11 protein-coding genes are annotated in these 13,564 nt (G+C 70.9%); 7 read left to right on the forward strand and 4 right to left on the reverse strand.

All coding sequences use genetic code 11. The annotated features are described in order from the left end of the window. Positions 1 to 65: 65 nt before the first annotated feature. Positions 66 to 632 (forward strand): bacterial proteasome activator family protein, encoded by a 567-nt coding sequence (locus ACZ59A_RS28850; protein ID WP_470964185.1) that lies wholly within the window; start codon positions 66 to 68, stop codon positions 630 to 632. A gap of 428 nt (positions 633 to 1,060) precedes the next feature. On the opposite strand, the gene ACZ59A_RS28855 is transcribed toward ACZ59A_RS28850, so the two are convergent. Continuing rightward, complete coding sequence (locus ACZ59A_RS28855) at positions 1,061 to 2,731, reverse strand: protein kinase domain-containing protein (RefSeq protein ID WP_470964188.1); 1,671 nt, start codon at positions 2,729 to 2,731, stop codon at positions 1,061 to 1,063. Between the two features lie 310 nt (positions 2,732 to 3,041). Between ACZ59A_RS28855 and ACZ59A_RS28860 the strand changes: the two genes are divergently transcribed. Further along, positions 3,042 to 4,643, forward strand: a complete 1,602-nt coding sequence (locus tag ACZ59A_RS28860) for a protein kinase domain-containing protein (RefSeq protein WP_470964190.1) — start codon at positions 3,042 to 3,044, stop codon at positions 4,641 to 4,643. 103 nt (positions 4,644 to 4,746) lie between these two features. Here the strand turns inward: ACZ59A_RS28860 and ACZ59A_RS28865 are convergent, their stop codons facing one another. Together ACZ59A_RS28865 and ACZ59A_RS28870 are read right to left on the reverse strand one after the other, a co-directional pair. After that, positions 4,747 to 5,784 carry a phosphotransferase gene (locus tag ACZ59A_RS28865; protein WP_470964193.1) on the reverse strand — a complete coding sequence of 346 codons (1,038 nt, stop codon included), beginning with the start codon at positions 5,782 to 5,784 and terminating at the stop codon, positions 4,747 to 4,749. 112 nt (positions 5,785 to 5,896) lie between these two features. Further along, positions 5,897 to 6,553, reverse strand: a complete 657-nt coding sequence (locus ACZ59A_RS28870) for a response regulator (protein WP_470964196.1) — start codon at positions 6,551 to 6,553, stop codon at positions 5,897 to 5,899. Positions 6,554 to 6,877: 324 nt separating this feature from the next. Between ACZ59A_RS28870 and pdhA the strand changes: the two genes are divergently transcribed. The 5 genes from pdhA (at position 6,878) to ACZ59A_RS28895 (ending at position 12,476) form a co-directional block, all read left to right on the forward strand. Further along, entirely contained in the window at positions 6,878 to 8,041 is a 1,164-nt protein-coding gene (pdhA, locus tag ACZ59A_RS28875; RefSeq protein ID WP_470964199.1) for a pyruvate dehydrogenase (acetyl-transferring) E1 component subunit alpha, read from the forward strand. Between the two features lies 1 nt (position 8,042). After that, the gene (locus ACZ59A_RS28880) at positions 8,043 to 9,020 is read left to right on the forward strand and encodes an alpha-ketoacid dehydrogenase subunit beta (RefSeq protein WP_470964202.1); all 978 of its coding nucleotides are present in this window, start codon (positions 8,043 to 8,045) and stop codon (positions 9,018 to 9,020) included. Between the two features lie 22 nt (positions 9,021 to 9,042). After that, a complete protein-coding gene (locus tag ACZ59A_RS28885; RefSeq protein WP_470964205.1) occupies positions 9,043 to 10,431 on the forward strand; it encodes a dihydrolipoamide acetyltransferase family protein in 1,389 nt (462 codons plus the stop codon). Between the two features lie 93 nt (positions 10,432 to 10,524). Continuing rightward, positions 10,525 to 11,184: a GntR family transcriptional regulator gene (locus tag ACZ59A_RS28890; RefSeq protein WP_470964208.1), complete on the forward strand. Its 660-nt coding sequence runs from the start codon at positions 10,525 to 10,527 to the stop codon at positions 11,182 to 11,184. Further along, complete coding sequence (locus ACZ59A_RS28895) at positions 11,181 to 12,476, forward strand: MFS transporter (protein ID WP_470964211.1); 1,296 nt, start codon at positions 11,181 to 11,183, stop codon at positions 12,474 to 12,476. The genes ACZ59A_RS28890 and ACZ59A_RS28895 overlap by 4 nt, the downstream gene beginning before the upstream one ends. A gap of 13 nt (positions 12,477 to 12,489) precedes the next feature. Here ACZ59A_RS28895 and ACZ59A_RS28900 read toward each other — a convergent pair whose 3' ends face one another. Next, entirely contained in the window at positions 12,490 to 13,314 is an 825-nt protein-coding gene (locus ACZ59A_RS28900; RefSeq protein ID WP_470964214.1) for a maleylpyruvate isomerase family mycothiol-dependent enzyme, read from the reverse strand. Positions 13,315 to 13,564: the final 250 nt, after the last annotated feature.

The raw sequence follows: 13,564 nt of genomic DNA on the forward strand, positions 1-13,564 counted from the left end.
GGTTCCCCGGGGCCCGGGATGACCCACGGCCTCCCTCGGAGGTGGCGGTGCGGAACAATGGGGGTATGAACCAGCCGATGAACGAACGATCGCAGGAGAGCCCGCACGTCCTGGTCGTCGGTCCGGACGGCATGGCGCTCGGCGGTCTCACTCCTGGCGAGGGCAGTGGTGGCGACGAGTCGCGCGAGGTTCCCGTGACGGACATGGTCGAACAGCCCGCGAAGGTCATGCGGATCGGAAGCATGATCAAGCAGCTGCTGGAGGAGGTCCGCGCCGCACCTCTCGACGAGGCGAGCCGCGCGCGTCTCAAGGAGATCCACGCCAGTTCGGTCAAGGAGCTGGAGGACGGTCTCGCACCCGAGCTGATCGGGGAGCTGGAGCGGCTGTCGCTGCCCTTTACGGAGGATTCGGTTCCGACCGAGGCCGAACTGCGCATCGCCCAGGCGCAGTTGGTCGGCTGGCTGGAGGGGCTGTTCCACGGCATCCAGACGACGCTGTTCGCCCAGCAGATGGCGGCCCGCGCGCAGCTGGAGCAGATGCGCAGGGCGCTGCCCCCGGGCGTCGGCGGCGGCGAGGACGGCCAGGAGATGGGCCCGGAGCACGGCGGCGCCCGCTCGGGCCCGTACCTGTAGCGGAGGCGCACGAACCAACGGCGGGCCGCCCCGGGACCGAATGGTCCGGGGCGGCCCGCCGTTTACGCGGGGCAAGCGGCCCACGCCCCCGCATTGGCCCCTGACAGCGGTCCGGTCGCTCCCTGTCCCGCGAGCGTGGCACGGACGGTCGCGGACGCCGCCCCGGACGCGGTGGATCCGCCGGGAGGGCACCCGGCACTTCGTGGACGCGGCGCCGCGCGCCGGGGTCCGGCTCATCGTCGCCCGGTCCATCTCGTGGGCGTACGCACCGGGCGCGGCCGGGGGCCGCGATGGTGGGCCGGTGGTGCCGAACCGCCTGGCCCGCCGCCCTTGCCACCCGGTCTGGCGGACCGGCTTCCATCAGCAGCGGTCATGAAAGAGGCGTAGCCGGACCGAAGCGGTCCGGCTACGCCTGGGAAACTGCTGGCTCAGCCCGGATTACCGGTGGAGACCGTCAGCTCGATGGTGTCCGTGTCCGGGTTGTACGGCTCGTAGTTGCGGTACGTGTAGTTGAGGACCGTGCCCTTGCCCCACAGGTTCTCGTCCTGGGTCGTGACGCGGTACTTCCAGCCCGCGGCCCGGATGCACTTCTTCACCGAGTCGACGTAGAGGTTCTGGAAGTCGGGCACGCTGTAGGTGCCCTTCTCGTCGCTGTCCTCGTACGCGTCCTTGCACTTGGCCGGGTCGATCGTCTTCGTCTTGTCGCCCATGCGGAAGCCCGCGGCGGCCGTCGACGCGGTGGCGGTGGGCTTCTTGTCGCCGCCGCCCTTGCTCTCGTTCTTCTTGTCGTCACCGCCCGAGCCGTTGAGGGCGATGACCAGGATGACGCCGAGGACCGCGATCGCAGCTACCACGGCGGAACCGATGATCACGCGCTTGTTGCCGTTCCCACCGCCCGTGGAACCCGGGGAGGGGGACGGGGCCGGGCTGGGCGCGATGTTGTACGGCGGCGGGGTGCTCGGGCCGTGGCCGCCCTGGTACGGGGACGCGGGGGTGGCGTACGCCTGCTGGTTCACCTGCTGGGTGGGCGGCGGCGGGGTGGACGGGCCGAAGGTGCCGTACTGCCCCGAGCCGGGCTGCGGCTGGTACGGCGTCTGGACGCTGCCGGGGCCAGGGGCGGGGGCCTGCTGGTCGACGGGCGGGAAGACCGCCGCGCCGACGCCGGAGCCGCTCACGGAGGGCGGACCGCCGCTGATGATGATCGGGGAGGCGCTGGTCTGGCCGGTGCGGGAGACCCGGGCGCACTCGTCGCGCATGGCCTCCGCGGTCGGGAAGCGCTCGTTCGGGTTCTTCTTCAAGGCGCGGGCGACCAGCGCGTCCACCGCGGGCGGTATGGACTGGTTGATCGAGGAGGGCGCGACCGGCTCCTCCTGGACGTGCGCGTACGCGATGGCGAGCGGCGAGTCGGCGTCGAAGGGCAGCCGCCCGGTGAGCAGCTCGAAGAGCATGATGCCGACCGAGTACAGGTCGCTGCGGGCGTCCACGCCGCGGCCCAGCGCCTGCTCGGGCGAGAGGTACTGCGGGGTGCCGACAACCATGCCGGTCTGGGTCATGGAGGTGACCCCGGACTGCATCGCGCGGGCGATGCCGAAGTCCATGACTTTGACCACATTACGCTTGGTCATCATCACGTTACCGGGCTTGATGTCGCGGTGGACCAGGCCCATTTCGTGGCTGATCTCCAGCGCCGCGAGAACATCGCCGGTGATTTTCAGCGCCTTTTCGGTCGGCATCGCGCCGTATTGCCGAACGTCCGTGTCGAGGACGGAACGCAGCGGATGCCCTTCGACGTACTCCATGACGATGTACGGCATGAGCGCACCGTCGATGGAATCCTCGCCGGTGTCGTAGACCGAAACGATATTGGTGTGCGTGAGCTTGGCCACCGCCTGGGCCTCGCGGCGGAAGCGCTCGCGGAAGGACTGCTCGCGGCCCAGTTCCGTATGCAGCGTCTTGATCGCGACCTGGCGGTCCAGCACGGAGTCGTAGGCGAGGTGCACGGAGGCCATGCCGCCCTCGCCGAGCAGATCACGCAATTGGTAACGGCCGCCAGCCAGGGAACTGCCCTGGTATCGGCCCGGTGCGCCGTGCTGGCTCATCTCTTGCTTCCCCCTTGGCGCACTCACCGTTGGACCCGCACGTTTCGACGCCATGATCTTCGTGTTCCGGATATCGTGGCCAAGTCTGCCCCAGGCCACGGACACGTCAAGCCACGTGCCCGTTCCGTGACCGGATGCTCAAGAACCCGTCACGCGATTTGCATGACTTCACCGTCAACAGGTTTGATGGCCGGTCCATCACGAACCGATGCGCGGCGCGAAGGCTGTAGCGTGCCTAGCAGGAACCGTACCGCCCGCGGGCGGGGCGATCTCGACCAGACCCCCACCTAGACCGAGACGGCGAGGACCGATGGCACAGACCCAGAGCGCCCAGGGGCCCTCCGAACCTGACGCTACCGGGTCCGGAATGTCTGATGTGCCCGAGGCGTGGGGGAACGGCGGGCTGGTCGGCGATGGCCGCTACCGCCTCACCGGTCGCCTGGGCCGCGGCGGTATGGCGGAGGTATTCGCCGCCGAGGACGTCCGGCTCGGCAGAACTGTCGCGGTGAAGCTGCTCCGCGCCGACCTGGCCGAGGACCCGGTGTCCAAGGCCCGCTTCACCCGCGAGGCGCAGTCCGTCGCGGGGCTGAACCACCACGCGGTCGTCGCGGTGTACGACTCCGGCGAGGACGTCGTCGGCCCGAACACCGTCCCCTACATCGTGATGGAGCTGGTCGAGGGCCACACCATCCGCGACCTGCTGCTGAACGCCGAGGCGCCGCCGCCGGACCAGGCCCTGATCATCGTCTCGGGGGTGCTGGAGGCGCTGGCCTACAGCCATCAGCACGGCATCGTGCACCGTGACATCAAGCCCGCGAACGTGATCATCACGAACAGCGGCGCGGTCAAGGTGATGGACTTCGGCATCGCCCGCGCCCTGCACGGCGCGCAGTCCACCATGACCCAGACCGGCATGGTCATGGGCACCCCGCAGTACCTCTCGCCCGAGCAGGCGCTCGGCAAGGCCGTGGACCACCGTTCCGACCTGTACGCGACCGGGTGTCTGCTCTACGAACTGCTCGCGCTGCGCCCGCCGTTCACCGGTGAGACTCCTCTTTCGGTCGTTTATCAGCACGTTCAGGACAATCCGGTGCCACCGTCCGAAATTTCGGGCGGCCAGGTTCCGCCGGAGCTGGACGGTCTGGTGATGCGCTCGCTCGCGAAGGACCCGGACGACCGGTTCCAGAGCGCCGAGGAGATGCGCGGACTGGTCCAGTACGCGCTGCAGATGCTCCAGGAGGCGGGCGGCCACACCGGCGTCTGGAACACCGGCCCGGTCACCCAGCATCTCGGCGGCTCCACCGGGGCGATGGGCATGGCGGGCACGACCGCGATGCCGCATCCGGGTCACGGCGACACCTCCCAGCAGCCGATGGTCGCGCCCGGCGGGGGGAACGCCGGGGGCGGCTACGACGGCGGTTACGACGGGGGCTCCGGCCGGGGCCGCCGGAGGGGCCGCGGCAAGCTGTGGCTGATCGCGGCGCTCGCGGTGATCGCCGTGGCGGTCGGGGTCGCGTTCGCGCTGGACCTCAGCGGCGATGACGGCAAGGGCAAGCAGCCGACCAAGAACCCGTCGGCGACCCACCAGAAGGAAAGCAAGGAGCCGAGCAAGGACCCCACGGAGGAGACGACGGAGGCTCCCGAGACCGACGACTCCACCGGCGGCACGGGCGACTACACCCCGTCCCAGAACCCGACCGGCCCCTCGTACACCGGCCAGCCCAGCGATCCGCAGGTGCCGAACGATCCGACCAGCGGCCCGACCGACCTGCCGACGGACACCCAGACCACGCCGGGCGACGGCAGCGGCGGCCCGACCACGCCGCCCGACGGCGGTGGCCAGACCACCCCGCCGGACGACGGTGGCGACGACCCGCCGACCGGCCTCCCGTCCGACGACGGCCTCGGCTGACCGGACAGTGTGCCCACAGCACGGCCCCGGCCCCGCGCAAGCGGTGCCGGGGCCGTCGCATGTACGCGGAGAAGGGCACGGCCCGCGGAGAAGCGCGCGGCCCTCAGTCGCAGAAGGCGTCGCGGACCGCCTCGTACTCCCGCGTCCACCACACCACCAGCGCGGCCGCGGCCGGGAACTGCGGATCGGCGCGGTGGTCGCCGCGCTGGTAGTGCCAGCGCAGCATCCAGAAGTCGTTGAGCCGTTCCCACCACACCCGGTGCACGGCCGCGGCCATCTCGTCGGCCCCGGCGCCCGCCATGCGGCGGTAGGCGCGCGCGTAGGACCGGACCTTGGTCAGCTCCAGAGTGCCGCCGGGGCGTACGAAGAAGATCGCGGCGGCGCGGACGGCCTCCTCGGCGCGCGGCTGGACGCCCAGCCGGTCCCAGTCGACGATCGCGGCGGGTTCGGTGTCGCGGTAGAGCAGGTTCAGCGGATGGAAGTCGCCGTGCACCCAGCCGGTGGCCGGGATGGCGTCCGCCTCCGGCCGCCGGTGGGCGTGCCGCTCCAGCAGCGTGCGGCGCTCGGTCAGACGGTGTTCGGCGAGTTCGTCGAAGGTGTCGCGCGGCCGGTGCCCGCGGACCAGGGCCAGCAGCTCGTCGATGACGGCGAAGGTGTCCTCGGGGTCGGCCGCGGGCTCCGGCGGCTCGCGGTCGCTGGTCCCGGCCCGCATGACCTGCTCCAGGCAGGTGTGGGCGAACCCCAGCAGCCCGCCGAGACGCCAGCACTGGGGCGTGGTCAGCGCGGCGCCGTCGCGGTGCCGCCCGTCGATCCACGGGTGGAGGGCGTAGCAGCGGCCGCCGATGACGGCGACCGTGCGGCCGTGGGCGTCCGGGACCGGCGGGGCGACCGGCAGGCCGAGCGCGCCGAGGCGCTGGGTGACCCGGTGCTGGCGGGCGATGGCGGTGCGGTCGCCGTCGAGGTGGTGCTTGAGGAAGAACCGGCCGTGGGTGGTGGCCAGCCGGTAGCCGCGGTTGAGCAGGCCCTCGGTGAGGGGGTCGCAGGACACCGGCTCACCGGCCCGGTCGTAGCGGCGGAGCAGGGCGCCCAGGGTTTCCCCGTCGGGAGCGGCCTCGGCGAGGTGTACATGTGAGCGCGGCACCTGCCAGATGTTAGATCACCCGGCGTCACGGACCGTGCGTGAGTTGACGTGGCAGGCCGAATGGTGCTTGGGGAGGCGAAGCCCACCGGGCGGGCGACCGGGCAGACACCCCCTAGTTCTTCTGGGCCTCCATGCGGGCCACGAAGGCGGCGGCCTGCGAGCGGCGCTCCATGCCGAGCTTGGAGAGCAGACTGGAGACGTAGTTCTTGATGGTCTTCTCGGCGAGGTGCAGCCGCTCGCCGATCACCCGGTTGGTCAGCCCCTCCCCGATCAGGATCAGGATCCGGCGCTCCTGCTCGGTGAGGGAGGCGAGCCGGTCGTCGGGCTTGGCGGCGCCGCTGCGCAGCCGCTCCAGCACCCGGGCGGTGGCCACGGGGTCGAGCAGCGAGCGGCCCGCGGCCACGTCCCGGACGGCGGCGAGCAGTTCGCTGCCGCGGATGTCCTTGAGCACATAGCCGGAAGCGCCCGCCATGATCGCGTCGAACAGGGCCTCGTCGTCGGCGAAGGAGGTGAGCATCATGCAGCGGATGGCCTCGTCGTGCGAGCGGATCTCCCGGCAGACCTCGACGCCGCTGCGGTCGGGCAGCCGGATGTCCAGCACCGCGACGTCGGGGCGGGTCGCGAGGATCCGGGCGAGGGCGTCGGCCGCGGTGCCCGCCTCGCCGACCACCTCCATGTCCGGCTCGCTCGCCAGCAGCTCGCGCACGCCGCGTCGTACGACTTCATGGTCGTCGAGTAGGAAAATCCTGATTTTTCCTTCTTCGGGCACGGCTCCAGTCTCACATACGGAGTCTTCCCGTGCCTTTGTCCCGCGGGATAACGTGCGAGGGACCGACGGTCGGCAAGGCTGTGACCAGTGGATGTTCACCCAAGCGCGCGATTTACTTGGAAATCCAAGCAAAATTGCAGGTCAGGTGGGGTTTCGCAGAGATGCGGACCACTGGGTAACGTGCCTTGTGCGGGGCCGACCGCCGGGAACCTGTCACGCCCGGACGGACGTTTCGTCGCACCCACCCCGTGCGTCGTCGTCGGACGGGCGAGCCGCAACTGGCCGCCGGCGGATCCCGGAGGCCGGACAGACGGAGGAGCACACGTGACCGTGGAGAGCACTGCCGCGCGCAAGCCGCGCCGCAGCGGAGCCAAGCGCAGCACCAGCGCGCGGAGCACGAAGAAGCAGTCGGCGGAACCGGAACTCGTACAACTGCTGACCCCGGAGGGCGAGCGGGTAGAGCACCCCGACTACGCGATCGACCTCACCCCCGACGAGCTGCGCGGCCTGTACCGGGACATGGTGCTGACGCGGCGCTTCGACGCGGAGGCCACCACCCTCCAGCGCCAGGGCGAACTGGGCCTGTGGGCCTCCCTGCTCGGCCAGGAGGCCGCGCAGATCGGCTCCGGCCGGGCCCTGCAGGACGACGACTACGTCTTCCCGACCTACCGCGAGCACGGCGTCGCCTGGTGCCGCGGGGTCGACCCGACGAATCTGCTGGGGATGTTCCGCGGGGTCAACCACGGCGGCTGGGATCCCAACAGCAACAACTTCCACCTGTACACGATCGTCATCGGCTCGCAGACGCTGCACGCCACCGGCTACGCGATGGGCGTGGCCAAGGACGGCGCGGACTCGGCCGTGCTGGCCTACTTCGGCGACGGCGCCTCCAGCCAGGGCGACGTGGCCGAATCGTTCACCTTCTCCGCGGTCTACAACGCCCCGGTCGTCTTCTTCTGCCAGAACAACCAGTGGGCCATCTCCGAGCCCACCGAGAAGCAGACCCGGGTGCCGCTCTACCAGCGAGCCCAGGGCTACGGCTTCCCGGGCGTCCGGGTGGACGGCAACGACGTGCTCGCCTGTCTCGCCGTCACCAAGGCGGCGCTGGAGCGGGCCCGGACCGGCGAGGGGCCGATGCTCGTCGAGGCGTTCACCTACCGCATGGGCGCCCACACCACCTCCGACGACCCGACGCGCTACCGCTCGTCCGAGGAGCGCGAGCTGTGGGAGACCAAGGACCCGATCCTGCGGCTGCGCACCCTGCTCACCAATGAGAAGCTCGCCGACGAGGCGTTCTTCGACGCTCTGGAGCAGGAGTCCGACGCGCTCGCCAAGCGGGTGCGGGAGGCGGTCCGGTCGATGCCCGACCCCGACGACATGGCGCTGTTCGAGCACACCTACGCCGACGGCCACGCGCTCGTGGACGAGGAGCGGGCGCAGTTCGCCGCGTACCAGGCTTCGTTCGTCACCGCCGAGGAAGGCATCTGACATGGCCGAGAAGATGTCGCTCTCCAAGGCGATCAACGCGTCGCTGCGCACGGCGCTCGAAAGCGACCCCAAGGTTCTGATCATGGGGGAGGACGTCGGCAAGCTCGGCGGCGTCTTCCGGGTCACCGACGGGCTGCAGAAGGACTTCGGCGAGGACCGGGTCATCGACACCCCGCTGGCCGAGTCCGGCATCGTCGGCACCGCGATCGGGCTCGCGCTGCGCGGCTACCGCCCGGTGGTGGAGATCCAGTTCGACGGTTTCGTCTTCCCCGCGTACGACCAGATCGTCACGCAGCTCGCCAAGATGCACGCGCGGTCGCTCGGCAAGGTCAAGATGCCGGTCGTCATCCGCATTCCGTACGGCGGCGGCATCGGCGCGGTCGAGCACCACAGCGAGTCCCCCGAGGCGCTGTTCGCGCACGTCGCCGGGTTGAAGGTGATCTCGCCGTCGAACGCATCCGACGCCTACTGGATGCTCCAGCAGGCCATCGGCAGCGACGACCCGGTGATCTACTTCGAGCCCAAGCGCCGCTACCACGACAAGGGCGAGGTCGACACCTCGGCGATCCCCGGCCCCCTGCACGCCGCCCGGGTGGCGCGGCCCGGCACCGATCTCACTCTCGCGGCCTACGGCCCGATGGTGAAGGTCGCGCTGGACGCTGCCGCGGCCGCCGCGGAGGAGGGCAAGTCGCTGGAGGTCGTGGACCTGCGGTCGATGTCGCCGATCGACTTCGACACCATTCAGCAGTCGGTCGAGCGGACCGGCAGGCTGGTCGTGGTGCACGAGGCACCGGTCTTCCTGGGGACCGGCTCCGAGATCGCCGCGCGCATCACCGAGCGGTGTTTCTACCACCTCCAGGCCCCGGTGCTGCGGGTCGGCGGCTACCACGCGCCGTATCCGCCCTCGCGGCTGGAGGACGAGTACCTGCCGAACCTGGACCGGGTGCTCGACGCCGTAGACCGTGCGTTGGCGTACTGAAGGGCTTGAGGAGATCGTGACGATGACCGCAGTCGAGCAGCGCTTCCGTGAGTTCAAGATGCCCGACGTGGGCGAGGGACTGACCGAGGCCGAGATCCTCAAGTGGCTGGTGGCGCCGGGCGACACCGTGACCGATGGTCAGGTGGTCTGCGAGGTCGAGACCGCCAAGGCCGCGGTGGAGCTGCCCATTCCGTTCACCGGTGTGGTGCACGAGCTGCGCTTCGACGAGGGCACCACGGTGGACGTGGGCACGGCGATCATTTCGGTGGACACCGACCCGGGTGCCGGAGACGCGCCCGCGGCCGCCGTCGCGCCGGAGCCCGCCGCCCCCGCCGAGGCCGCCGAACCGGAGGGGCGCCAGGCCAACCTGGTCGGCTACGGCGCCGCGCCCTCCTCCACCAAGCGCCGCCCCCGCAAGCCGCAGCCGGGCGCCCGGCGCCCGGCGGCCGAGGCCGCCCCGGCCCCGGCGCCCGCCCCCGCGGCGCCCGCCGCGCCGGTGCGCCCGGAGCCCGCGCCCGAGCTGAACGGCCACACCGGGACCGCCCGGCCGCTGGCCAAGCCCCCGGTCCGCAAGCTCGCCAAGGACCTGGGCATCGACCTGGCGGTGATCACCCCGACCGGTCCGGGCGGGATCATCACCCGCGAGGACGTCCACGCGGCCGTGGAGGCCCCCGTGGCGGCTCCGGAGCCCGTCGCCCCGGTCGCGGGTGCGCGGGAGCGCCGGGTGCCCGTCAAGGGCGTACGGAAGGCCACCGCGCAGGCGATGGTGGGCAGCGCCTTCACCGCGCCGCATGTGACGGAGTTCGTCACCGTCGACGTCACCCGCACCATGAAGCTGGTCGCCGACCTCAAGCAGGACCCGGAGCTGGCCGGGCTGCGGGTGAACCCGCTGCTCCTGGTCGCCAAGGCGCTGCTGGTGGCCATCAAGCGCAACCCGGACATCAACGCCTCCTGGGACGAGGAGAACCAGGAGATCGTCTACAAGGACTACGTCAACCTGGGCATCGCCGCGGCCACCCCGCGCGGTCTGATCGTCCCGAACATCAAGGACGCGGACGCCAGGACGCTGCCCGACCTGGCCGCCGCCCTCGGCGACCTGGTGTCCACCGCCCGCGAGGGAAAGACCAGCCCGGCGGCGATGTCCGGCGGCACGGTGACCATCACCAACGTCGGCGTCTTCGGCATCGACACCGGCACCCCGATCCTCAACCCCGGGGAGTCGGCGATCCTCGCCCTCGGCGCGGTCAAGCTCCAGCCGTGGGTCCACAAGGGCGAGGTCAAGCCGCGCCAGGTGACGACCCTCGCGCTCTCCTTCGACCACCGGCTGGTCGACGGCGAGCTGGGATCCAAGGTGCTCGCCGACGTCGCGGCCATCCTGGAACGCCCCAAGCGCCTGATCACCTGGGGCTAGGCGCTCACCAGAGGCCGGACCCCGTAGATCCCCCGTCCGCATCGCGGACGGGGGATGGGCGTGCATACGTGTTGTATCTATGCTGTGCGCATCATGAGTACCGCCGACACGGTCACCAAGCCGCCGCCCGCCGCCGAACGTGTCTACACCCATGTCAAGCAAGCCGTCCTGGAGCGCCGCTACGAGGGCGGCACGCTGCTGAGCGAGGGCGAGCTGGCCGAGGCCGTCGGGGTCTCCCGTACGCCGGTCCGCGAGGCCCTGCTGCGGCTGGAGGCCGAGGGGCTGCTGAAGCTCTACCCCAAGAAGGGCGCGCTGGTGCTGCCCGTGTCCGCCCAGGAGATCGCGGACGTGGTGGAGACCCGGCTGCTGGTCGAGCAGCACGCGGTCGCCAAGGTGGTGCCCGCCGGGGCGCATCTGCTGGAGCGGCTCGAAGAGCTGCTGGAGGAGCAGAAGGGGCACGCGGCGACCGGCGACCTGGCCGCGTTCGCGATCGCCGACCGCTGCTTCCACGCGGAGATCGTCCGGGCGGCGGGGAACACGATCCTGGCCCAGCTGTACGACCAGCTGCGCGACCGGCAGCTGCGGATGGGCGTGGCCACCATGAACGCCGAGCCCGACCGGATCGCCAAGAACATCACCGAGCACACCGAGATACTGGACGCCCTGCGCGCCGGGGACGCGCGCTCGGCGGCCGGGTTCGTCCAGCGCCACATCAGCTGGGTGAACACCCTCGCCCGGGGAGACGTGCGATGACCACGTACCGATTGCCCGGGGACCCGCCGGGAGGGCGGCGTGCCGTCGCCATCTGGGGTCTGGGCGTCGCCGTCTACTTCGTCGCCATCGTCTTCCGTACCAGCCTCGGCGTGGCCGGGATCGACGCCGCCGAGCGCTTCCACATCAACGCCTCGGCGCTGTCCACCTTCTCGATGCTCCAGGTGCTCGTCTACGCCGGGATGCAGATACCGGTCGGGCTGATGGTCGACCGGTTCGGCACCCGCAAGGTGCTGGCGCTGGGGATCGTGCTGTTCACCATCGGCCAGTTCGGCTTCGCGCTGTCCCACACGTACTCCATGGCGCTGGGCTCCCGGGCGCTGCTCGGCTGCGGTGACGCGATGACGTTCATCAGCGTGCTGCGGCTCGGCTCGCGCTGGTTCCCGGCCCGCCGGGCGCCGCTGGTCGGGCAGCTCGCCGGGCTGATCGGGATGGCCGGAAACCTGGTCTCCACCCTGGTGATCGCCCAGACCCTGCACAGCGTCGGCTGGACCCCGACCTTCGCGGGCAGCGCGGTCGCGGGGGTGGTCATCCTCGTCCTGGTGCTGCTGTTCCTCAAGGACCACCCGGAGGGGCACGAACCGCCGCCGCGCTCCCACGCGGCCAAGGGCTTCGTACGGCAGCAGATCGTGGACGCCTGGCGGGAGCCCGGCACCCGTCTGGGCATGTGGACGCACTTCACCACCCAGTTCCCCGCCATGGTCTTCCTGCTGCTGTGGGGGATGCCGTTCCTGGTGGAGGCGCAGGGGCTGTCCCGCGGATCCGCCGGTGAGCTGCTGACGGTGGTGGTGCTGTCCAGCATCGTGTTCGGCCTGGTCTACGGGCAGGTCATCGCCCGCCACCACGCCGCCCGCACCCCGCTGGCCCTCGGCACGGTCGGCGCCACCGCGCTGGTGTGGGGCACCGTGCTGTGCTGGCCGGGCGACCACGCACCGCTGTGGATGCTGACCGTCATGTGCGCCGTGCTCGGCGCGTGCGGGCCCGCGTCGATGATCGGCTTCGACTTCGCCCGCCCCGCCAACCCGCCCGAGCGGACCGGAACCGCCTCCGGAATTGTCAACATGGGCGGTTTCACGGCCTCGATGAGTACTTTGCTCGCCATCGGCGTACTGCTGGACATGACCGGTCAGGACTTCCGCGTCGCCTTCGCGGTGGTGTTCGTGCTCCAGGCGCTGGGCATCTCCCAGATCCTGCGGCTGCGCGGCCGCGCGCACCGCCGGGAGCGCGAGCGCGTGGTCGCGAGCCGCGTCGAGGCGGTGCACGTACCGGCGTGAGCCCCTTACCCGGTCACGGGGTGATCGCGAAGTGGGCCAGGATGGCGTCGGCCAGCTGCTGGTCCCCTTCGACCTTCACCCGCTCGCCGACCGCCTCCGGCCGCACCCGGCCGCAGGCGAGCCGTACGTACGTCTCCCAGTCCAGGGAGAGCGTGACGGTCGGGCCCAGCGACACACTGCCGTCGATCGTGGCCTGGCCGTCCGCGTCCACCCGTACGGTGCGCATGAACTCGATCGGGCCGTGCACGTCGAAGACCACCGCCGACTGGGGCGCCGCGCCCGCGTCCTTGGCGACCACCCTCGGCAGCACGGACAGCAGCACGTCCCGGCTGAGGTACGCGCCCGGCGAGTCCAGGTTGCCGGGCTGGTTCAGCGCCCGCCGCAGATCCTGTTCGTGCACCCACACATCGAAGGCCCGGCGGGTCAGGGCCTCTTCCAGGGTCAGCTCGCTGCCCCCGGGCCAGCGCACCATGGTGTCCGGCGCGCGCTTCTCGTTGCGCAGCTGACGGCCCCGCCGGATGACGGTGTACTCCAGCTCGGAGGTCATCTCGGGGGCTGTGTGGCAGCGCCGCACGTCGACCTGGACTTCCATGTACCGCGACATCTCGCTGGTGACGTGGTACAGGTCGCGCGGCAGCGAGTGGATGGGGCGCGGATCGCCGAGCAGCTCGCAGTCGAGGCCGATCACATGCGAGACGACGTCCCGCACCGACCATCCCGGGCATTCGGTGGCGCGGTTCCATTCGCTCTCCGCGAGCGGGTTCACCAACTCCGATATGGCGTCGATGGAATGCGTCCAGGCGTCGATGGAGGTCTGAAGGCTGGGATGGACGGTCACGGGACCCCTCGGGCGGTTGGTACGCGGGCTGGGTGCGGGTGTGTGGCTTCAAGTTACGCTGCCCACGCGCGCGAGGGCAGTGCTTCGCGTCCGATCGTAGGCCCGGAACGGCAGCTCGGACGCGGGGAGTGGTGGTAGTGTGCGCGCTTCATCGCATCATGTCGGTGCAGATGCGGATGAGTTGGTCGAATCCTTCCGATGCCGCACCGGCTTCGCCGGGTGCCCCACGCCACGTCGGCCATATGCCTGC

Source organism: Streptomyces sp. NPDC040405 (assembly GCF_055595765.1).